This is a genomic window from Variovorax sp. ZS18.2.2 (assembly GCF_024701975.1).
Classification (GTDB): Bacteria; Pseudomonadota; Gammaproteobacteria; order Burkholderiales; family Burkholderiaceae_C; genus Variovorax.
In genome coordinates this window covers 456,605-472,362 of record NZ_JANLNM010000001.1, presented here as the reverse complement: position 1 = coordinate 472,362, position 15,758 = coordinate 456,605, and the positions used below count along the sequence as shown (strand labels likewise).

Genomic DNA, 15,758 nt, shown 5'->3' with positions numbered 1-15,758 from the left:
CGCCAATGAAAACCACCATCGAAGAACTCGTCGCGTTCCGCACGGTGGTGGACACCGGCTCGATCACCGCCGCGGCCGAGCAGCTTGGCCACACGGTCTCGGGCATCAGCCGCGCGTTGAGCCGGCTCGAGCAGAAGCTGGACACCACGCTGATGCGCCGCACCACGCGGCGCCTCGAAATCACCGAGGAAGGTGCAGCCTTCCTGCAGCGCACCCGCGCGATCCTCGATGCGATCGACGATGCCGAAGAGCAGATGGCCGCGCGCCGCGAGCAGCCAGCCGGCCGGCTGCGCGTGAACGCGGCCTCGCCCTTCATGCTGCACGCCATCGTGCCGCTGGTGCCCGAATTCCGGAGGCTCTACCCGCAGATCAGCCTGGAGCTGGACACCGACGACCTGCCCATCGACCTGCTGGAGCGCCGCACCGACATCGCGATCCGCATCGGGCCGCTGCGCGACTCCACGCTGCATGCGCGGCCGCTCGGCACGCACCGCCTGCGCGTGCTCGCGAGCCCGGCGTATCTCGAGGCACACGGCAAGCCGCGCACGGCGGCCGAGCTGGTGGACCACACGCTGCTGGGCTTCACCCAGCCCGAGTCGCTCAACCGCTGGCCGCTGCGCGGCGTGCATGGCGATGAGTGGGCCATCGCGCCCACGCTCGCCGCGTCGAGCGGCGAAACGCTGCGCCAGCTCGCGCTGGCCGGCGCGGGCATCGTGTGCCTGGCAGATTTCATGACCGGCGCCGACCGCGCAAGCGGTGCGCTGGTGCAGGTGCTGGCGAAAGAAACGGTGGATGTGCGCCAGCCGGTGAACGCGGTGTACTACCGCAACACGCAGCTGTCGGCGCGGATCACGTCGTTCCTCGACTTTCTGTCGCAGCGAATGACTTGATGCTCGCGCTTATTTCGGCTGGGCCGGAACAAAGCGCTCCACCGCCGCCGACTTGATCTCGTACCCGCTCACGCCCATGTCCACCGAGGCGTAGCGCGCGGCCTTCAGGATGCCGCTGACCTTGACCGTGTCCATCGCGTGCAGGCCCTTGAAGGCCTGGTCGGCGATCACATGCACGATCTGGTTGGCGGGTGGCGGCGGGGTGTGGATGCAGGCGCCGAAGTACGGCACGAGAAGAAATTCGCGGATGCCGTCCTGCGTGCTGTCCAGTGGCACGACAAAACCCGCGAGCTTGGCCGCGGTGCCGTCGAGCGCTACGTTGACCGGCGCGTTGTCCCAGACGGCGCGCATCTCGTCGAGCATCTGGATCGCGCGCGGATCGTTGTCGCGCAGCGCCTCCAGGCTGATGTTGCGGTAGCGCTTGGTCGGGTCCCAGCTCTTGGGGATGAGTTCGTCCCACTTGAGCTCCGGGGCGGCGGCCATGCTGGCACCTGCTGCAGGAGCCTGCGGGCCGCAGCCGGCCAGCAGCGCAGCGGCCGGCGCCAGGAGAAACGCCGACAGCAGAACGCGCGGAAAGAACCTTCTCATGACCACGATTTTGCTTGGGAGATGTTTCAGGGACGTAAAGCGGGGACAAATCACCCAAATGGGCGGCCCCGCGCCAGAATGCCGCACCACGACAACGAGGAGATCCGCATGGCAGCTACAGGATGGCTGGGACTCACGTCCCTCGGCTTGGTTCACACCGCGATCAGCCTGATCGCCGTCATCGCGGGGATCGCCGCCCTGCTGCGCTACAAGGAAATCACCCTCCGCACCGGATGGGGCCAGGTCTTCGTCTGGACCACCGTGCTCACCTGCCTGACCGGCTTCGGCATCTTCCAGCACGGCGGCTTCGGCAAGCCGCATGCGCTGGGCATCATCACGCTGGTCGCGCTGGCGGTGGGTGCGCTGGCTGGCCGGGGTGGCCTCGGGAAGAACTCGCGCTACATCGAGGCCATCGCCTACTCGGCCAGTTTTCTCTTTCACTGGATTCCAGCCTTCACCGAAACCCTGACCCGCCTGCCACTGGGTGCGCCGTTGCTGTCGAGTGCCGAGGCGCCCGAACTCAAGGCGATCACCGCGGTGCTCGGCGCGCTGTACCTGGTCGGCGTGACGCTGCAGATCAAGCGGCTGCGCGGCGACAAGCCGGTCAGTCCCGCACAGGTCCGCGCAGGTTCTTGATCTGCGCGCGCTGGCTCTTGCCTTCGAGCCGGCGCTGCTTGGAACCATAGGTGGGCTTGGTGGCGCGCCGCACGCGCGGCGGCGTGGCCACGGTGTCGATCACCGCCTGCAGGCGCGCGAGCGCATCGGCGCGGTTCATCTCCTGCGTGCGGTGCTGCTGCGCCTTGAGCACGAAGACGCCCTCCTGCGTGATGCGGCTGTCGCGCAGCGCGAGCAGCCGCTCCTTCACGTCGGCGGGCAATGAGCTTGCGGGGATGTCGTAGCGCAGGTGGATCGCGCTCGAGACCTTGTTGACGTTCTGCCCGCCCGCGCCCTGCGCACGGATGGCGCTGATCTCGACTTCGTCGGGATCGATCAGGAGAGGTGGGCGCAGCATGAAGGCGAGTGTGCCTTCAAACGCGTTGGGCGACGGCGAAGGGTCAGCCGCGCGAGACCGACTTCGGCGCGACGTCGGTCACGTCGCTGGCGCTGCCGCGGATGCGCTCGGGGCGCACCACCGACTCACCGCGCGCACGCGCGTTGGCAACGTCGGCGGCCGTCGGTTCGGCCGGATTTGCCGCATTGCGAAACCGGTCGAAGCCCGAACGTGGATTGAAGCGCCCGCCCATCGAAGCAACCCAAGGCGTCACGGGCTTGCCCGTGAGACGCCCCCAGGCGTAGCGCACGCCCCACACAGCCGCCAGCAGCATGACCGCGACGGCCAGGCTGGCCGCGAACACCAGCCCCAGGAGCACAAGAATGACGCGAAAAATGAAGTTCATCATCCGACTTTAGGCCGAAGCAGCCGCCGTTGGTTCCCCGCCCTTGGTGAACGAGAACTGGCCCGGCGACTGGATCGGGTCGGTATTGACCTCGATCGTGTCCTTCGGCCCGAAGCTGCCGTCCAGCAACAGCCGCGAGAGCGGGTTCTCGATGCGCTGCTGGATCGCACGCTTCAATGGCCGCGCACCGAACACCGGATCGAAGCCGACCTTGGCGATTTCGGCCAGCGCCGCGGGCGACACCTCCAGGCCCAGGTCCATCTTCGCCAGACGCGCCTTGAGCACCTTCAGCTGGATCGCGGCGATCGATTCGATGTTCTTCGCGTCGAGCGCGTGGAACACGACCGTCTCGTCGATGCGGTTCAGGAACTCGGGGCGGAAGTAGTTCTTCAGCTCGTCCCACACCGCTTCCTTGATCTCTTCGGAAGGCTTGCCCACCATGGCCTGGATGATCGGCGAGCCGATGTTGCTGGTCATCACGATCACGGTGTTCTTGAAGTCCACGGTGCGGCCCTGACCGTCGGTCAGGCGGCCATCGTCCAGCACCTGCAGCAGCACGTTGAAGACGTCCGGATGCGCCTTCTCGACCTCGTCGAGCAGCACCACGCTGTAGGGCTTGCGGCGCACGGCCTCGGTGAGGTAGCCGCCCTCTTCGTAGCCCACGTAGCCGGGCGGCGCGCCGATGAGGCGCGCGACGGAATGCTTCTCCATGAACTCACTCATGTCGATGCGGATCAGGTGGTCTTCGCTGTCGAACAGGAAGCCCGCGAGCGCCTTGCACAGCTCGGTCTTGCCCACGCCCGTGGGGCCGAGGAACAGGAACGAGCCCGTGGGGCGGTTCGGGTCCGACAGGCCCGAGCGCGAGCGGCGGATCGCATTGGCGACCGCGCCGATGGCCTCGTCCTGGCCGACCACGCGCTCGTGCAGCTTGTCTTCCATCACGAGCAGTTTGTCGCGCTCGCCCTGCATCAGCTTGGCGACCGGGATGCCGGTGGCGCGCGCCACGACCTCGGCGATTTCTTCCGCGCCGACCTGCGTGCGCAGCAGCGTGGGCGCACTCGACTTGCCCTTGCTCGCCTCGCTGGCCTCGGCTTCCTTCAGTCGCTTTTCGAGCGCGGGCAGCTGGCCGTATTGCAGCTCGGCCAACTTGTTGAAGTCGCCCTTGCGCTCCCATTCCTTGATCTCGATCTTGAGCTTTTCGATTTCTTCGCGGATGTGCGCACTGCCCTGGGCCTGGGCCTTCTCGGCCTGCCAGATTTCGTCGTAGTCGGCGATTTCCTTCTGCAGCTTGGCGATCTCGTCCTCGATGAGGCCAAAGCGCTTCTGCGAGGCCTCGTCCTTCTCGCGGCGCACGGCTTCGCGCTCGATCTGCAGCTGGATCAGGCGGCGGTCGAGGCGGTCCATCACCTCGGGCTTGGAGTCCATCTCGATCTTGATCTTGGCCGCAGCCTCGTCGATCAGGTCGATGGCCTTGTCGGGAAGGAAGCGGTCGGTGATGTAGCGGTCAGACAGTTCGGCCGCGGCCACGATGGCCGGGTCGGTGATCTGCACGCCGTGGTGCACTTCGTATTTTTCCTGCAGGCCGCGCAGGATCGCGATGGTGGCCTCGACGCTGGGCTCGCCCACGATGATCTTCTGGAAGCGGCGCTCCAGGGCCGCATCTTTCTCGATGTACTTGCGGTATTCGTCCAGCGTGGTGGCGCCCACGCAGTGCAGTTCGCCGCGCGCGAGCGCAGGCTTGAGCATGTTGCCCGCGTCCATCGCGCCCTCGGCCTTGCCGGCGCCGACCATGGTGTGGAGTTCGTCGATGAAGACGATGGTCTGGCCCTCGTCCTTCGCGAGTTCGTTGAGCACGGTCTTCAGGCGCTCCTCGAATTCGCCGCGGAACTTGGCGCCCGCCAGGAGCGAGGCCATGTCGAGCGACAGCACGCGCTTACCCTTGAGCGAATCGGGCACCTCGCCCGCGACGATGCGCTGCGCGAGGCCTTCGACGATGGCGGTCTTGCCCACGCCAGGTTCGCCGATGAGCACCGGGTTGTTCTTGGTGCGGCGCTGCAGCACCTGGATGGCACGGCGGATTTCCTCGTCGCGGCCGATGACCGGGTCGAGCTTGCCGAGACGCGCGCGCTCGGTCAGGTCCATCGTGTATTTCTTGAGCGCTTCGCGCTGGCCTTCGGCATCGGCGCTGTTCACGCCCTGTCCGCCGCGCACGGCGTCGATGGCCGATTCGAGCGACTTGCGGCTCAAACCGTTTTCCTTCGCGATCTTGCCGATGTCGGACTTGCTGTCGGTCACGGCCAGCAGGAAGAGTTCGCCGGCAATGAACTGGTCATTGCGCTTGAGGGCTTCCTTCTCGGTGGCCTGCAGCAGCTTGCCCAGGTCGGGGCCGACCTGCACGATGTCGTGGCCCTGCACCTGCGGCAGCTTCTTGATGGCCGCTTCGGCGGCCTGCGCGAGACCCGGCACATTGACGCCGGCACGTTCCAGCAGGGCGCGGGGGCCGTCGTCCTGGCGCAGCATCGCGACCAGCAGGTGGGCCGGCTCGATGTAGGCGTTGTCGTTGCCGAGCGCAAGCGACTGGGCGTCGCTCAGTGCTTCCTGAAATTTGGTGGTGAGTTTGTCTTGTCGCATGGTGGTATTCCTGCTTCCAAAATAGGGCCGTTCGGGCACGATTCAAGGTTGTAAATCGGGCCCGTGCCATGGGCACGGGTATTGCACGGTGCCCCGCACCTTTCTGCCACAGGCATTTCTCTCTCTCGAATGGAGTCGATCATGGTTTTTTCAATGCAGCGCGTCCAGCCGGCGCGCCGCGCGCTCAGCGTGGGTCTCTTTGCGGCCGCCATGGGCATGGCCGGGCTGGCGCAGGCCCAGAGCGGCACGCCGATCCGCATCCTGGTCGGCTTCCCCGCAGGCGCGGGTACCGACGCGATCGCGCGCACATTGGGTGAAAAGCTCAAGGACGTGCTGGGCGTGCCGGTGGTGGTCGAGAACCGCGCGGGCGCGGGTGGGCAGATCGCCGCGACGGTGCTGAAGTCGTCGCCCGCCGACGGCCACACGCTGTTCCTCTCGCACGACCACACGATCTCGATCTTGCCGCAGGTGGTGAAGAACCCCGGCTTCAACCCAGCGACCGACTTCGTGCCCGTGGCCGGTTTCGCCACCTTCGCCAACGTGCTGGCCGTCTCGGGCGGCACGCCGGCCAAGAGCATCGACGAGTACGTGAAGTGGGTCCGCACCGCCAAGGACGGCAAGGAAACCATCGGCATCCCCGCGCCCGCATCGATTCCCGAATTCCTCGTGAAGATGATCTCGGACAAATACAAGATCGATGTGCAGCCCGCGCCCTACCGCGGCAGCGCGCCGATGACGGCCGACATGCTGGGCAACCAGATCACCGCGGGCATCGCCTCGGTGCCGGACTTCATCGAGAACCACAAGGCGGGCAAGGTGCGCATCGTGGCCTCCATCGGCGCCAAGCGCCAGGCGGTGATTCCGAACGTGCCGACCTTCACCGAACTGGGCTTCTCGAACCTGGAAGACCTGCCCTACTACGGCATCTTCGCGCCGGTGGGCACGCCGCAGCCGATCATCGACAAGTACGGCGATGCGCTGCAGAAAGTGCTGGCGATGCCCGACGTGAAGCAGAAGCTGACGACGATGGGGCTCACGGTCGGCTACGAACCGCAAGGTCAGTTCGCAGGCCGCGTGCGCACGTACACGCAGACCTGGGAGCGGATCATCCAATCGAGCGGCTTCAAGCCGCTTTAAGCGTTCGGGGCAGAGATGCCCCAACGCGCCAACGCCGCGTCGTCGCTGACGCGCGCATCGACCCAGCGGGCGCCTTCGGGCGTCTGTTCTTTTTTCCAGAACGGGGCCTGGGTCTTGAGGTAATCCATCAGGAACTCGCAGGCCTCGAAGCTCTGGCCGCGATGGGCCGAGACCACCGCCACCATCATGATCTGGTCGAGCGGCTGCAGCAGGCCGACACGGTGGATCACGCGGGCGCCGAGGATGTCGAAGCGCTTGTGCGCCTCGTCGATCATGGCCTCGATGGCCTTCTCGGTCATGCCGGGGTAGTGCTCCAGCTCCATCGAGGCGATGGTGCTGCCGTCGTTGCGGTCGCGCACTGTGCCGATGAAAGCGCAGACCGCGCCCACGCGCTTGTCGCCCGCGCGCAACGCGGCGACCTCCTGGCTTAAGTCGAAATCACCCGTCTGGATCGAAACACGCGCAACGCTCATGTCCGGATTGTGTCATCGAGATAGACTGCGTCCATGCCTTGCCTCGCCACGCTCTCCATGGTGCTTTCGCACCCCGAGGGCCGTTGCGCGCGCCAGGGCAGCAAAGCCAAAAAACCAAAGCTCGTCTGACCGGAGCTGCGGTTCCGTCGTCGGATGAGCGACGGAACCTGCCAAGAGGCTTTGACCCCTGCATGGTTGTGCGCGCATCGGACGGTGGTTCTTTCCATCGGTTGATTCCTGAAAGGAAGCCTGCGTGCCACAACAACAAACCACCTCCCCTGATTTCTCGGGCCTCTGGATTCCGCTCGTCACGCCGTTCCGCGACGGCGCGATCGACCACTCAGCGCTCGCCGCGCTGACCCGGCGCCTCGCCGCCGACGGCGTGGCCGGCTTCGTGGTCTGCGGCTCGACCGGCGAAGCCGCCGCACTCGACGACGCGGAGCAACTGGCGTCACTAGACACCGTGCAGGCCGCCGCCGGTGGCCTGCCGGTCCTCATGGGCCTCTCGGGCTACCACCTGGGCAAGACGACGGCCTGGGTGCGCAAGCTCTCGGAACGGCCGCTCGCGGGCCTGCTGGTGCCCGCGCCGCACTACATCCGCCCCTCCCAGGCCGGCCTGCTCGAATGGTTCCGCGCGATTGCCGATGCGAGCGCGGTGCCGGTGCTGATCTACGACATCCCCTATCGCACCGGCGCCACCCTCTCGCGCGAGACGCTGCTCGCGCTGGCCGCGCACCCGCGCATCCAGGGCATCAAGGACTGCGGCGGCGACATGGCCAAGACGCGCGCGCTGATCGCCGATGGCCGGCTGCAGGTGCTGTCGGGCGAAGACCACCAGATCTTCTCGACGGTGGCCGAAGGCGGCGTGGGCGCCATCGCTGCGAGCGGGCATGTGCAGACCCGGCGCTTCGTGCAGGTGCTGCGCCTCCTGGCCGACAACCGCGTGGCTGAAGCGCGCGCCGAATGGCAGCCGTTGCAGCCGCTGATCGAGATGCTGTTTGCTGAATCGAACCCCGGCCCATTGAAGGCGCTGCTGGCCCACGGCGGTGCGATGCGCGACGAGCTGCGTTCGCCGATGACGCGCGCCTCCGAGGGCCTGCGCGAGCGCCTCGTAGCGCTGGACGCGCGGCTCAGCCGCCCGTAACCGGCGGGAAGAACGCGACCTCGCAGCCTTCGTGCAGGGCTGCGGCTTCGTCGCTCATGACCTGGTCGAGCGCCATGCGCACCGCCTTGCCGCGCGCGAGGGCGGTGGCGTGCGCCCCGCCGCGCGCGATGAGTTCGTCGCGCAATGCGGCGAGCGTTTCGGCGTGGGTGTCGACGGTTTCGTTGCTGCTGGAGAGCGCCTCGCGCACCGAGGCGAAATAACGGATCTGGACCTTAATCGGCATGTCGGCTTTCCATCACGCCTTGCGTGACCCGCGACGCATGAAACCGTCGCGATCCAGTCGGGAGACACCGCGGAACCGGCTCTGCCGGGCCGCTGGTGTCGCCCCCTGGAAGGGGGTTGGCGAAGCGACACGAAGTGCGCGAAGACTGGGGGTAAGTTTCATCCTAGGCGAGCAGCGAGGCGAAGGGAATGAAGTTCACGGTGTCGCCCGACTTGATCGTCTGGCCCGAGGGGTTGTCGACCACGCCGTCGCCCCAGACCATCGACGTCAGCACGCCCGAACTCTGGTTGGCGAACAGGTCGAGCCCGCCCGTGGCGTTGCGCCGTGCGCGCAGGAACTCGCGGCGCTTGTCGGCGCGCGGCCAGTCGAAATCGGCGCGCATCTGCACGGCCTCGGGCGTCACGCGGTCGGCGCCCTGCAGCATCAGCAGGAAGGGGCGCACGAGCATCAGGAAGGTCAGGAAGCTCGACACCGGATTGCCGGGCAATCCCGTGACATGGCACACGCCCTGGCCGTTGCTGCGCGCAATGGACCCGTAGGCGAAAGGCTTGCCGGGCTTCATCGACAGCGACCAGAGCTGCAACTCGCCGAGCGACTGGAGCGCGGCGCGGATGTGGTCTTCCTCGCCGACGGAGACGCCGCCGGTCGTGATGATCAGGTCGCTCGCCTCGGCCGCGTCGCGCAGCGCCGCGATGGTGGTCTCGCGGTTGTCGGGCACGATGCCCAGGTCGTTCACCTCGCAGCCCAGCCGGTGCAGCAGGGCGCGCATGAAGAAGCGGTTGGAGTTGTAGATCGCGCCGGGCTTCATCGCGTCGGGCGCGACCTCGCCGGGCATCACCAGCTCGTCGCCGGTGGAGAGCATCGCCACGCGCGGTTTGCGGGCGACCTGCAGCTTGTGAAAACCGACGCTGGCGGCGAGGCCGAGCGCTGCGGGCGTGAGGCGTTCGCCCTTCTTCAGCACGACGTCGCCGGAGGCCACGTCTTCTCCCGCGCGGCGGACCCACTGGCCGACGACGGGAACGATCGCAATGCGCACTGAACCCAGGCCGCCTTCCTGCGGCGTGGCGGTCGTGTCTTCCTGCATCACGACGGCGTCGGCGCCCTCGGGAATCTGCGCGCCGGTGAAGATGCGCGCCGCGGTGCCGGCTGCCAGCGGCGTGCCGACGGTGCCTGCGGGAATGCGCTGCGTCACCTGGAGCACGGCACCGGGCGCGGCGCAATCGGCCCCGCGCACTGCGTAACCATCCATCGCGCTGTTGTCGCGCGGCGGCACGGTGAGGCCGGAGACGAGGTCCTGCGCGAGCACGCGGCCATCGGCGTCGAAGGTGACGACGCTCTCCTCGGGAAGCTTCGGTGCGGCCTTGGCCAGCAACTGCGCGATGGCCTCGTCCAGCGGCATCAGCGGGGGCCGCGCGTTGGACGCGGAGAACGGAACGGGTGTGTCAGCCATGGTGTTCCGGGTTGTACTCGAAGCGCTCGCCATTGGCGATGAGCCACTGCGCGATGGCCTCGGCGTCGTTGAGGTCGAACAGTTGCCGCTCAGTGGGGGCCGGCAGGCTGCCGGGCGCATCGGTCGCGACGGCGGTGACGAACGGATCGTCGGTATAGAGCACGGGTCTTGATGACTCGCCCACCTCGGGCAGGCGCCAGACCTCGATCTTGAGCACGTCGCTGTGCCGGAAGCCCTCGACCAGCACCCAGTCGGCAGCCGGATGCAATTCAGCTAGCAGCTGATGCACATCGAGCTCGACGGGGGTTTCGAATTCGCGCATCACCGCCAGGCGCTTGTCGGAGGCGACGACCACTTCGAAGGCGCCGGCCTCGCGATGGCGGTACGTGTCCTTGCCGGGGTGGTCGATGTCGAACTTGTGGTGCGCATGCTTGACCACCGAGACGCGCTGGCCGAGGCGCTTGAGCACGGGAATCAGCTTTTCCACCAGCGTGGTCTTGCCCGCGCCCGAGTACCCGGCGAAGCCGACGACCTTCATGCCGGACAACTCGATGCGTCAGTCACAGTTCTGAGCGATGTAGGCCTTGACGGCCTCGGCGTCCGCCGGCAGCTTGACCACGCGCTTGGGCAGCGCCTCGATGCCTTCGAACTTCGCGGGCCGGTCGGGCTCGTGGCCCAGGGCCTCGACGATCGTGGCGGCGAACTTGATCGGCAGCGCCGTTTCGAGCACCACCATCGGCACGCCCGGCACGAGGAATTCGCGCGCGGCCTTCAGGCCGTCGGCCGTGTGCGGGTCGACCAGCGTGGCAAAGCGCTTCTCGGTGTCGCGGATGGTGGCCAGACGGTCTGCGTGCGTGCTGCGGCTGCTCTTGAAGCCGAAGCGTTCGGCAGCCTGCTTGAAGGCCGGGTCGGCGCTCAGGTCGAAGCGGCCTTCCAGGCCCAGGTCTTCCACGAACAGCTTGCGCAGCTTGCCGGCATCGCGGCCCACCAGGTCGAACACGAAGCGCTCGAAGTTGCTGGCCTTGCTGATGTCCATCGACGGGCTGGAGGTCTCGTGCGTGTCGGCCGCGCCGCGCACGCGGTAGATGCCGGTGCGGAAGAATTCGTCCAGCACGTCGTTCTCGTTGGTGGCGACCACCAGCGTCCGGATCGGCAGGCCCATCATGCGCGCCACGTGGCCCGCGCAGACGTTGCCGAAGTTGCCCGAGGGCACGGTGAAGCTCACCGGTTTGTCGTTGCTGGCCGTAGCCTGGAAGTAGCCCGCGAAGTAGTAGACGACCTGCGCGAGCAGCCGCGCCCAGTTGATCGAGTTGACCGTGCCGATGCGGTACTTGCGCTTGAAACCCAGGTCGTTGGACACCGCCTTCACGATGTCCTGGCAGTCGTCGAACACACCGGTGATGGCGATGTTGTGGATGTTCTCGTCCTGCAGGCTGAACATCTGCGCCTGCTGGAACGGGCTCATGCGGCCGTCCGGCGAGGTCATGAAGACGCGCACGCCCTTCTTGCCGCGCATGGCGTACTCGGCCGCGCTGCCGGTGTCGCCGCTGGTGGCGCCCAGGATGTTGAGCTCGGCGCCGCGGCGGGCCAGTTCGTACTCGAACAGGTTGCCCAGGAGCTGCATCGCCATGTCCTTGAAGGCCAGCGTGGGGCCGTTGGACAGGGCCTCGATGTACACGCCGTCCTCGAGCTCGCGCAGCGGCACGATCTCGTCGGTGCCGAACACCTCGGCGGTGTAGGTCTTCGCGCAGATGGCCTTCAGGTCGGCCGCGGGAATGTCGTCGATGTAGAGCGAGAGGATCTGGAAGGCCAGCTCGGCATACGGCAGGTCACGCCACTTGGCTAGCGTGGCGGTATGGACCTGCGGGTACGTTTCCGGCAGGTACAGCCCACCATCGGGCGCGAGGCCTTCGAGGAGGATTTCGCAGAAGCGCTTGCGGTCGGGATGACCGCGGGTGCTCAGGTAGTTCACGGTGTTCCTCTGTGCCGTCCTCAGGACAGCTCTTCCTTGCGGATGCGCACGATCGGCTCCAGCACGGTCGGCAGCGCCTGCAGCTCGGCCAGCACGTCGTTGACGGTGCCTTCGCGCGCGTCGTGCGTGAGGATGATCAGGTCGGTCTGCGTGGAGCCCTCGCCGCCCACTTCGTCGGCTTCGCGCTGCAGCACCGCGTCGATGCTGATGCCGGCGGTGGCCAGCAGGCCCGTCACCTTGGCGAGCACGCCGGCCTGGTCGGCCACGCGCAGGCGCAGGTAGTAGCTGGTGACGACCTCGGCCATCGGCAGCACCTTCAGGTCGCTCATCGCGTCGGGGTGGAAGGCCAGGTGCGGCACGCGGTGCGCGGCGTCTGCCGTGTGCAGGCGGGTGATGTCGACCAGGTCGGCGATCACCGCGCTGGCGGTCGGCTCGCTCCCGGCGCCCTTGCCGTAGTAGAGCGTGGTGCCGACGGCGTCGCCATGCACGACCACCGCGTTCATCGCGCCTTCGACGTTCGCCAGCAGGCGCTTGGATGGAACGAGCGACGGATGCACGCGCAGCTCGATGCCCTTGGCCGTGCGCTTGGTGATGCCCAGGAGCTTGATGCGGTAGCCGAGCTGCTCGGCGTACTTGATGTCCTGCGCGGCGAGCTTGGTGATGCCCTCGATGTGAGCCTTGTCGAACTGCACCGGAATGCCGAAGGCGATGGCACTCATCAGCGTGACCTTGTGGCCGGCGTCGACGCCTTCGATGTCGAAGGTCGGGTCGGCTTCGGCGTAGCCGAGGCGCTGGGCTTCCTTCAACACAGTGGCGAAGTCCAGGCCCTTGTCGCGCATCTCGGAGAGGATGAAGTTGGTCGTGCCGTTGATGATGCCGGCCAGCCACTGGATGCTGTTGGCAGTGAGGCCTTCGCGCAGCGCCTTGATGATCGGGATGCCGCCGGCAACGGCCGCTTCGAAGGCCACCATCACGCCCTTGGCGTGCGCGGCCGCGAAGATCTCGGTGCCGTGCACCGCAAGCAGCGCCTTGTTGGCGGTGACCACGTGCTTGCCGGCTGCGATGGCCTCGAGCACCAGTTGCTTCGCGACGCCGTAGCCGCCGATCAGTTCGATGACGATGTCGATGTCGGGGTTGGCGATGATTTCGCGCGCATCGGCCACCACCTTGACGCCTTCGCCGGCCACTTCGCGGGCGCGGGCGGTGTCCAGGTCGGCCACCATGGTGATCTCGATGCCGCGGCCGGCGCGGCGCTTGATTTCTTCCTGGTTGCGCTGGAGTACCTTGAAGGTGCCGCTGCCGACCGTGCCTGCGCCGAGCAAGCCTACTTGGATGGGTTTCATTGGGAGAGTCGCGCTCATGGCGTTCATGGTTTGGATGGGTGGCAGCCTTCAGGCATCGCCGGCAAGGCGACGGCACATGCCGCCGCCAGCAGATTTCACGATCCTGTCCTGCGGCGCAGGCGGTACTGCTCCAGGAACTTCGCGATGCGGTTGATGGCCTCGCGCAGGTCGTCTTCGTGGGGCAGGAACACGATGCGGAAGTGATCCGGCGTGGCCCAGTTGAAGCCGGTGCCTTGCACCAGCATTACGCGCGTTTCCTTGAGCAGTTCGAGGAAGAACTGGCGGTCGTCCGTGATCGGGTAGACCTCGGGGTCGAGCCTGGGGAACATATAGAGCGCTGCGCTCGGCTTGACGCAGGTCACGCCCGGAATGGCGGTGATCAGCTCGTAGGCCAGGTCGCGCTGACGGCGCAGGCGCCCGCCGTCGCAGACCAGATCGTTGATGCTCTGGTAGCCGCCCAGGGCCGTCTGGATGGCCCACTGGCCCGGCACGTTGGCGCACAGGCGCATGTTCGAGAGCATGTTCAGGCCCTCGATGTAGTCCTGCGCAGCGCGCTTGTCGCCCGAGACCACGACCCAGCCGGCGCGATAGCCGCACGAGCGATAGCTCTTGGAGAGCGAATTGAAGGTGAGCGTGAGCACGTCGGTCGACAGGCTGGCGATGGCGGTGTGCTTCACGCCGTCGTACAACACCTTGTCGTAGACCTCGTCGGCAAAGATCACGAGACCGTGTTCGCGCGCGATGGCCACGATGCTCTTGAGCAGATCGTCGGAATAGAGCGCGCCGGTCGGGTTGTTCGGGTTGATGACCACGATGCCCTTGGTGCGGGGCGTGATCTTGGCGCGGATGTCGTCCAGGTTGGGCATCCAGCCGTTGGCCTCGTCGCAGAGGTAGTGCACCGGAGTACCGCCCGAGAGGCTGGTGGAGGCGGTCCACAGGGGGTAATCGGGGGCCGGCAGGAGCAGCTCGTCGCCGTCGTCGAGCAGCGCGTTCGTGGACATGGCGATGAGCTCGCTGGCGCCGTTGCCCAGGTAGATGTCGTCCAGCGTGACGCCGGCAATGCCCTGCTTCTGGGTCTCGTGCATCACCGCCTTGCGCGCGGCAAAAACACCTTTGCTGTCCGAATAGCCCGCCGAATTCGGCAGGTTGCGGATCATGTCCTGCTGGATTTCCTCGGGCGCATCGAAGCCGAACACGGCCAGATTGCCGATATTGAGCTTGATGATCTTCTGGCCGTCCTCTTCCATCTGCTTGGCGGCGTCCATGATGGGACCGCGGATGTCGTAGAGAACGTTGGCCAGCTTGGCCGATTTCTTGAGCTGCTTCAAAGGGCCCTCCCGGGCGTGTTTACTCGAGGGTCAAAGGCCCCTGCAGGCCTCGTGTCACTGGGGAAAACCTATAATTTGACCACAGTTCCCAGTGACCAGATGAAGCTCCAGCCCGACAAATCCGACGCCCAGTCCCTCACCGCACACGGCCCTGGCTGGGTCGCGATCAACAACGAAAAGGTCGAGGGCAGCGTGGTGGTCGGCTCCCGCGGCGAGCGTTTCGAGTGGAATTGCACCCGATTCGACGAAATCGGCCCCGAGCATTTCGCGCAATTGGCTCAATTGGGGGCGGAATTGATCATTTTCGGCAGCGGAAGCCGCATCCGCTTTCCGCAGCCCGCCTGGCTTCAGCCCCTGATGGCGCAGCGCACCGGCGTCGAGACCATGGACACCCCGGCGGCCTGCCGGACCTACAACATCCTGGCCGGTGAAGGCAGGCACGTAATAGCCGCCCTGCTGATCGAGAGCCCGTCGTCTGACTGAGAGGGGTGTTTTCGGGGTAAAATAGCGGGTTGCGAACAGGCCAGCTACCCCAAAGTTAGCAACGACCAATCCTCCGCGCGTCGAGTCTGCCCCGAAGAACTCGATCCACGGAATCTAACGGAGAAAACAAGTTTCATGGCGATCGTTGTCAACAAACCCATTCCTGAATTCGACGCCAACGCCACGGGCGGCCTCAAGGTCTCGAATACCTCGCATCTCGGCCACGTGCTGGTCATGTATTTTTACCCGAAAGATAACACTCCGGGTTGCACCACCGAAGCCATGCAGTTTCGCGACCGCTACAAGGACTTCGAAAAGGCCGGTGCCACCGTTTTCGGCGTTTCGCGTGACAACATGAAGTCGCACGACGAGTTCAAGGCCAAGCTCGAGCTGCCCTTCGAACTCATCGCCGACACCGAAGAAAAAATGTGCCACATGTTCGGCGTGGTCAAGAACAAGATCATGTACGGCAAGAAGGTCAAGGGCATCGAACGCAGCACCTTCCTGATCGGCGCCGACGGCATCCTGAAGGCCGAATGGCGCGGGCTCAAGGTTCCGGGCCACGTCGACGACGTGCTCAAGGCAGTCAAGGCGCTCAAGAAGGCCGCCTGACACTGCAAGACGCGACCAGGGCTGCGCTTTTGCGCATTGCGTGGGGAATGCCCAACGCAGTGCGTA

Annotated in this window: 17 protein-coding genes; 6 read left to right on the top strand and 11 right to left on the bottom strand. The window is 66.2% G+C overall.

The window, feature by feature from the left end; translation table 11 throughout:
• The first annotated feature begins 5 nt into the window (after window positions 1-5).
• Window positions 6-890 carry a LysR substrate-binding domain-containing protein gene (locus NU688_RS02345; protein ID WP_257858944.1) on the top strand — a complete coding sequence of 295 codons (885 nt, stop codon included), beginning with the start codon at window positions 6-8 and terminating at the stop codon, window positions 888-890.
• A gap of 9 nt (window positions 891-899) precedes the next feature.
• On the opposite strand, the gene NU688_RS02340 is transcribed toward NU688_RS02345, so the two are convergent.
• Entirely contained in the window at window positions 900-1,478 is a 579-nt protein-coding gene (locus NU688_RS02340) for a DUF3299 domain-containing protein (RefSeq protein WP_257858943.1), read from the bottom strand.
• 108 nt (window positions 1,479-1,586) lie between these two features.
• Here NU688_RS02340 and NU688_RS02335 point away from each other — a divergent pair, with 108 nt between their 5' ends.
• Window positions 1,587-2,114 (top strand): hypothetical protein, encoded by a 528-nt coding sequence (locus NU688_RS02335; RefSeq protein ID WP_257858942.1) that lies wholly within the window; start codon window positions 1,587-1,589, stop codon window positions 2,112-2,114.
• Here NU688_RS02335 and arfB read toward each other — a convergent pair.
• Genes arfB through clpB form a run of 3 tightly spaced genes read right to left on the bottom strand, consistent with a single transcriptional unit; the run spans window position 2,083 to window position 5,506 of the window.
• Window positions 2,083-2,490, bottom strand: coding sequence for an alternative ribosome rescue aminoacyl-tRNA hydrolase ArfB (gene arfB, locus NU688_RS02330; RefSeq protein WP_093434177.1), 408 nt, complete (start codon window positions 2,488-2,490; stop codon window positions 2,083-2,085). The two genes, NU688_RS02335 and arfB, sit on opposite strands and share 32 nt — an antisense overlap.
• 43 nt (window positions 2,491-2,533) lie before the next feature.
• On the bottom strand, window positions 2,534-2,875 hold the full coding sequence (locus NU688_RS02325) for a hypothetical protein (protein WP_257858941.1): 342 nt from the start codon (window positions 2,873-2,875) through the stop codon (window positions 2,534-2,536).
• Window positions 2,876-2,884: 9 nt separating this feature from the next.
• Window positions 2,885-5,506, bottom strand: coding sequence for an ATP-dependent chaperone ClpB (clpB, locus tag NU688_RS02320; protein WP_257858940.1), 2,622 nt, complete (start codon window positions 5,504-5,506; stop codon window positions 2,885-2,887).
• A 141-nt stretch (window positions 5,507-5,647) separates the two neighbouring features.
• Here clpB and NU688_RS02315 point away from each other — a divergent pair, with 141 nt between their 5' ends.
• Complete coding sequence (locus NU688_RS02315; RefSeq protein WP_257858939.1) at window positions 5,648-6,643, top strand: Bug family tripartite tricarboxylate transporter substrate binding protein; 996 nt, start codon at window positions 5,648-5,650, stop codon at window positions 6,641-6,643.
• On the opposite strand, the gene NU688_RS02310 is transcribed toward NU688_RS02315, so the two are convergent.
• Complete coding sequence (locus tag NU688_RS02310; protein ID WP_257858938.1) at window positions 6,640-7,116, bottom strand: molybdenum cofactor biosynthesis protein MoaE; 477 nt, start codon at window positions 7,114-7,116, stop codon at window positions 6,640-6,642. The two genes, NU688_RS02315 and NU688_RS02310, sit on opposite strands and share 4 nt — an antisense overlap.
• A gap of 253 nt (window positions 7,117-7,369) precedes the next feature.
• Between NU688_RS02310 and dapA the strand changes: the two genes are divergently transcribed.
• Window positions 7,370-8,260, top strand: a complete 891-nt coding sequence (gene dapA / locus NU688_RS02305; RefSeq protein WP_257858937.1) for a 4-hydroxy-tetrahydrodipicolinate synthase — start codon at window positions 7,370-7,372, stop codon at window positions 8,258-8,260.
• Here the strand turns inward: dapA and moaD are convergent.
• The 6 genes from moaD to NU688_RS02275 form a co-directional block, all read right to left on the bottom strand.
• On the bottom strand, window positions 8,247-8,498 hold the full coding sequence (moaD, locus tag NU688_RS02300) for a molybdopterin converting factor subunit 1 (protein ID WP_013540539.1): 252 nt from the start codon (window positions 8,496-8,498) through the stop codon (window positions 8,247-8,249). The two genes, dapA and moaD, sit on opposite strands and share 14 nt — an antisense overlap.
• Window positions 8,499-8,667: 169 nt before the next feature.
• Window positions 8,668-9,954 carry a gephyrin-like molybdotransferase Glp gene (glp, locus tag NU688_RS02295; protein ID WP_257858936.1) on the bottom strand — a complete coding sequence of 429 codons (1,287 nt, stop codon included), beginning with the start codon at window positions 9,952-9,954 and terminating at the stop codon, window positions 8,668-8,670.
• On the bottom strand, window positions 9,947-10,492 hold the full coding sequence (mobB, locus tag NU688_RS02290; RefSeq protein WP_257858935.1) for a molybdopterin-guanine dinucleotide biosynthesis protein B: 546 nt from the start codon (window positions 10,490-10,492) through the stop codon (window positions 9,947-9,949). Before mobB ends, glp begins: the two co-directional genes overlap by 8 nt.
• 18 nt (window positions 10,493-10,510) lie before the next feature.
• Window positions 10,511-11,926, bottom strand: a complete 1,416-nt coding sequence (thrC, locus tag NU688_RS02285) for a threonine synthase (protein ID WP_257858934.1) — start codon at window positions 11,924-11,926, stop codon at window positions 10,511-10,513.
• Between the two features lie 20 nt (window positions 11,927-11,946).
• Entirely contained in the window at window positions 11,947-13,269 is a 1,323-nt protein-coding gene (locus NU688_RS02280) for a homoserine dehydrogenase (RefSeq protein ID WP_198787701.1), read from the bottom strand.
• A 95-nt stretch (window positions 13,270-13,364) separates the two neighbouring features.
• Window positions 13,365-14,597, bottom strand: coding sequence for a pyridoxal phosphate-dependent aminotransferase (locus NU688_RS02275; RefSeq protein ID WP_257858933.1), 1,233 nt, complete (start codon window positions 14,595-14,597; stop codon window positions 13,365-13,367).
• Window positions 14,598-14,696: 99 nt separating this feature from the next.
• Here NU688_RS02275 and NU688_RS02270 point away from each other — a divergent pair, with 99 nt between their 5' ends.
• Together NU688_RS02270 and NU688_RS02265 are read left to right on the top strand one after the other, a co-directional pair.
• Window positions 14,697-15,080: an Mth938-like domain-containing protein gene (locus NU688_RS02270; protein ID WP_257858932.1), complete on the top strand. Its 384-nt coding sequence runs from the start codon at window positions 14,697-14,699 to the stop codon at window positions 15,078-15,080.
• 135 nt (window positions 15,081-15,215) lie between these two features.
• Window positions 15,216-15,692 (top strand): peroxiredoxin, encoded by a 477-nt coding sequence (locus NU688_RS02265; RefSeq protein WP_007830801.1) that lies wholly within the window; start codon window positions 15,216-15,218, stop codon window positions 15,690-15,692.
• Window positions 15,693-15,758 lie beyond the last annotated feature (66 nt).

Excerpts from the sequence above, each read along its gene's own strand:
- NU688_RS02325 (WP_257858941.1), bottom strand. The coding sequence starts at position 2,875 with ATGAACTTCATTTTTCGCGTCATTCTTGTGCTCCTGGGGCTGGTGTTC.
- NU688_RS02280 (WP_198787701.1), bottom strand. The coding sequence starts at position 13,269 with ATGAAACCCATCCAAGTAGGCTTGCTCGGCGCAGGCACGGTCGGCAGC.
- NU688_RS02310 (WP_257858938.1), bottom strand. The coding sequence starts at position 7,116 with ATGAGCGTTGCGCGTGTTTCGATCCAGACGGGTGATTTCGACTTAAGC.
- NU688_RS02340 (WP_257858943.1), bottom strand. The coding sequence starts at position 1,478 with ATGAGAAGGTTCTTTCCGCGCGTTCTGCTGTCGGCGTTTCTCCTGGCG.
- glp (WP_257858936.1), bottom strand. The coding sequence starts at position 9,954 with ATGGCTGACACACCCGTTCCGTTCTCCGCGTCCAACGCGCGGCCCCCG.
- mobB (WP_257858935.1), bottom strand. The coding sequence starts at position 10,492 with ATGAAGGTCGTCGGCTTCGCCGGGTACTCGGGCGCGGGCAAGACCACG.
- NU688_RS02335 (WP_257858942.1), top strand. The coding sequence starts at position 1,587 with ATGGCAGCTACAGGATGGCTGGGACTCACGTCCCTCGGCTTGGTTCAC.
- NU688_RS02345 (WP_257858944.1), top strand. The coding sequence starts at position 6 with ATGAAAACCACCATCGAAGAACTCGTCGCGTTCCGCACGGTGGTGGAC.
- clpB (WP_257858940.1), bottom strand. The coding sequence starts at position 5,506 with ATGCGACAAGACAAACTCACCACCAAATTTCAGGAAGCACTGAGCGAC.
- NU688_RS02315 (WP_257858939.1), top strand. The coding sequence starts at position 5,648 with ATGGTTTTTTCAATGCAGCGCGTCCAGCCGGCGCGCCGCGCGCTCAGC.
- NU688_RS02270 (WP_257858932.1), top strand. The coding sequence starts at position 14,697 with ATGAAGCTCCAGCCCGACAAATCCGACGCCCAGTCCCTCACCGCACAC.
- arfB (WP_093434177.1), bottom strand. The coding sequence starts at position 2,490 with ATGCTGCGCCCACCTCTCCTGATCGATCCCGACGAAGTCGAGATCAGC.
- NU688_RS02265 (WP_007830801.1), top strand. The coding sequence starts at position 15,216 with ATGGCGATCGTTGTCAACAAACCCATTCCTGAATTCGACGCCAACGCC.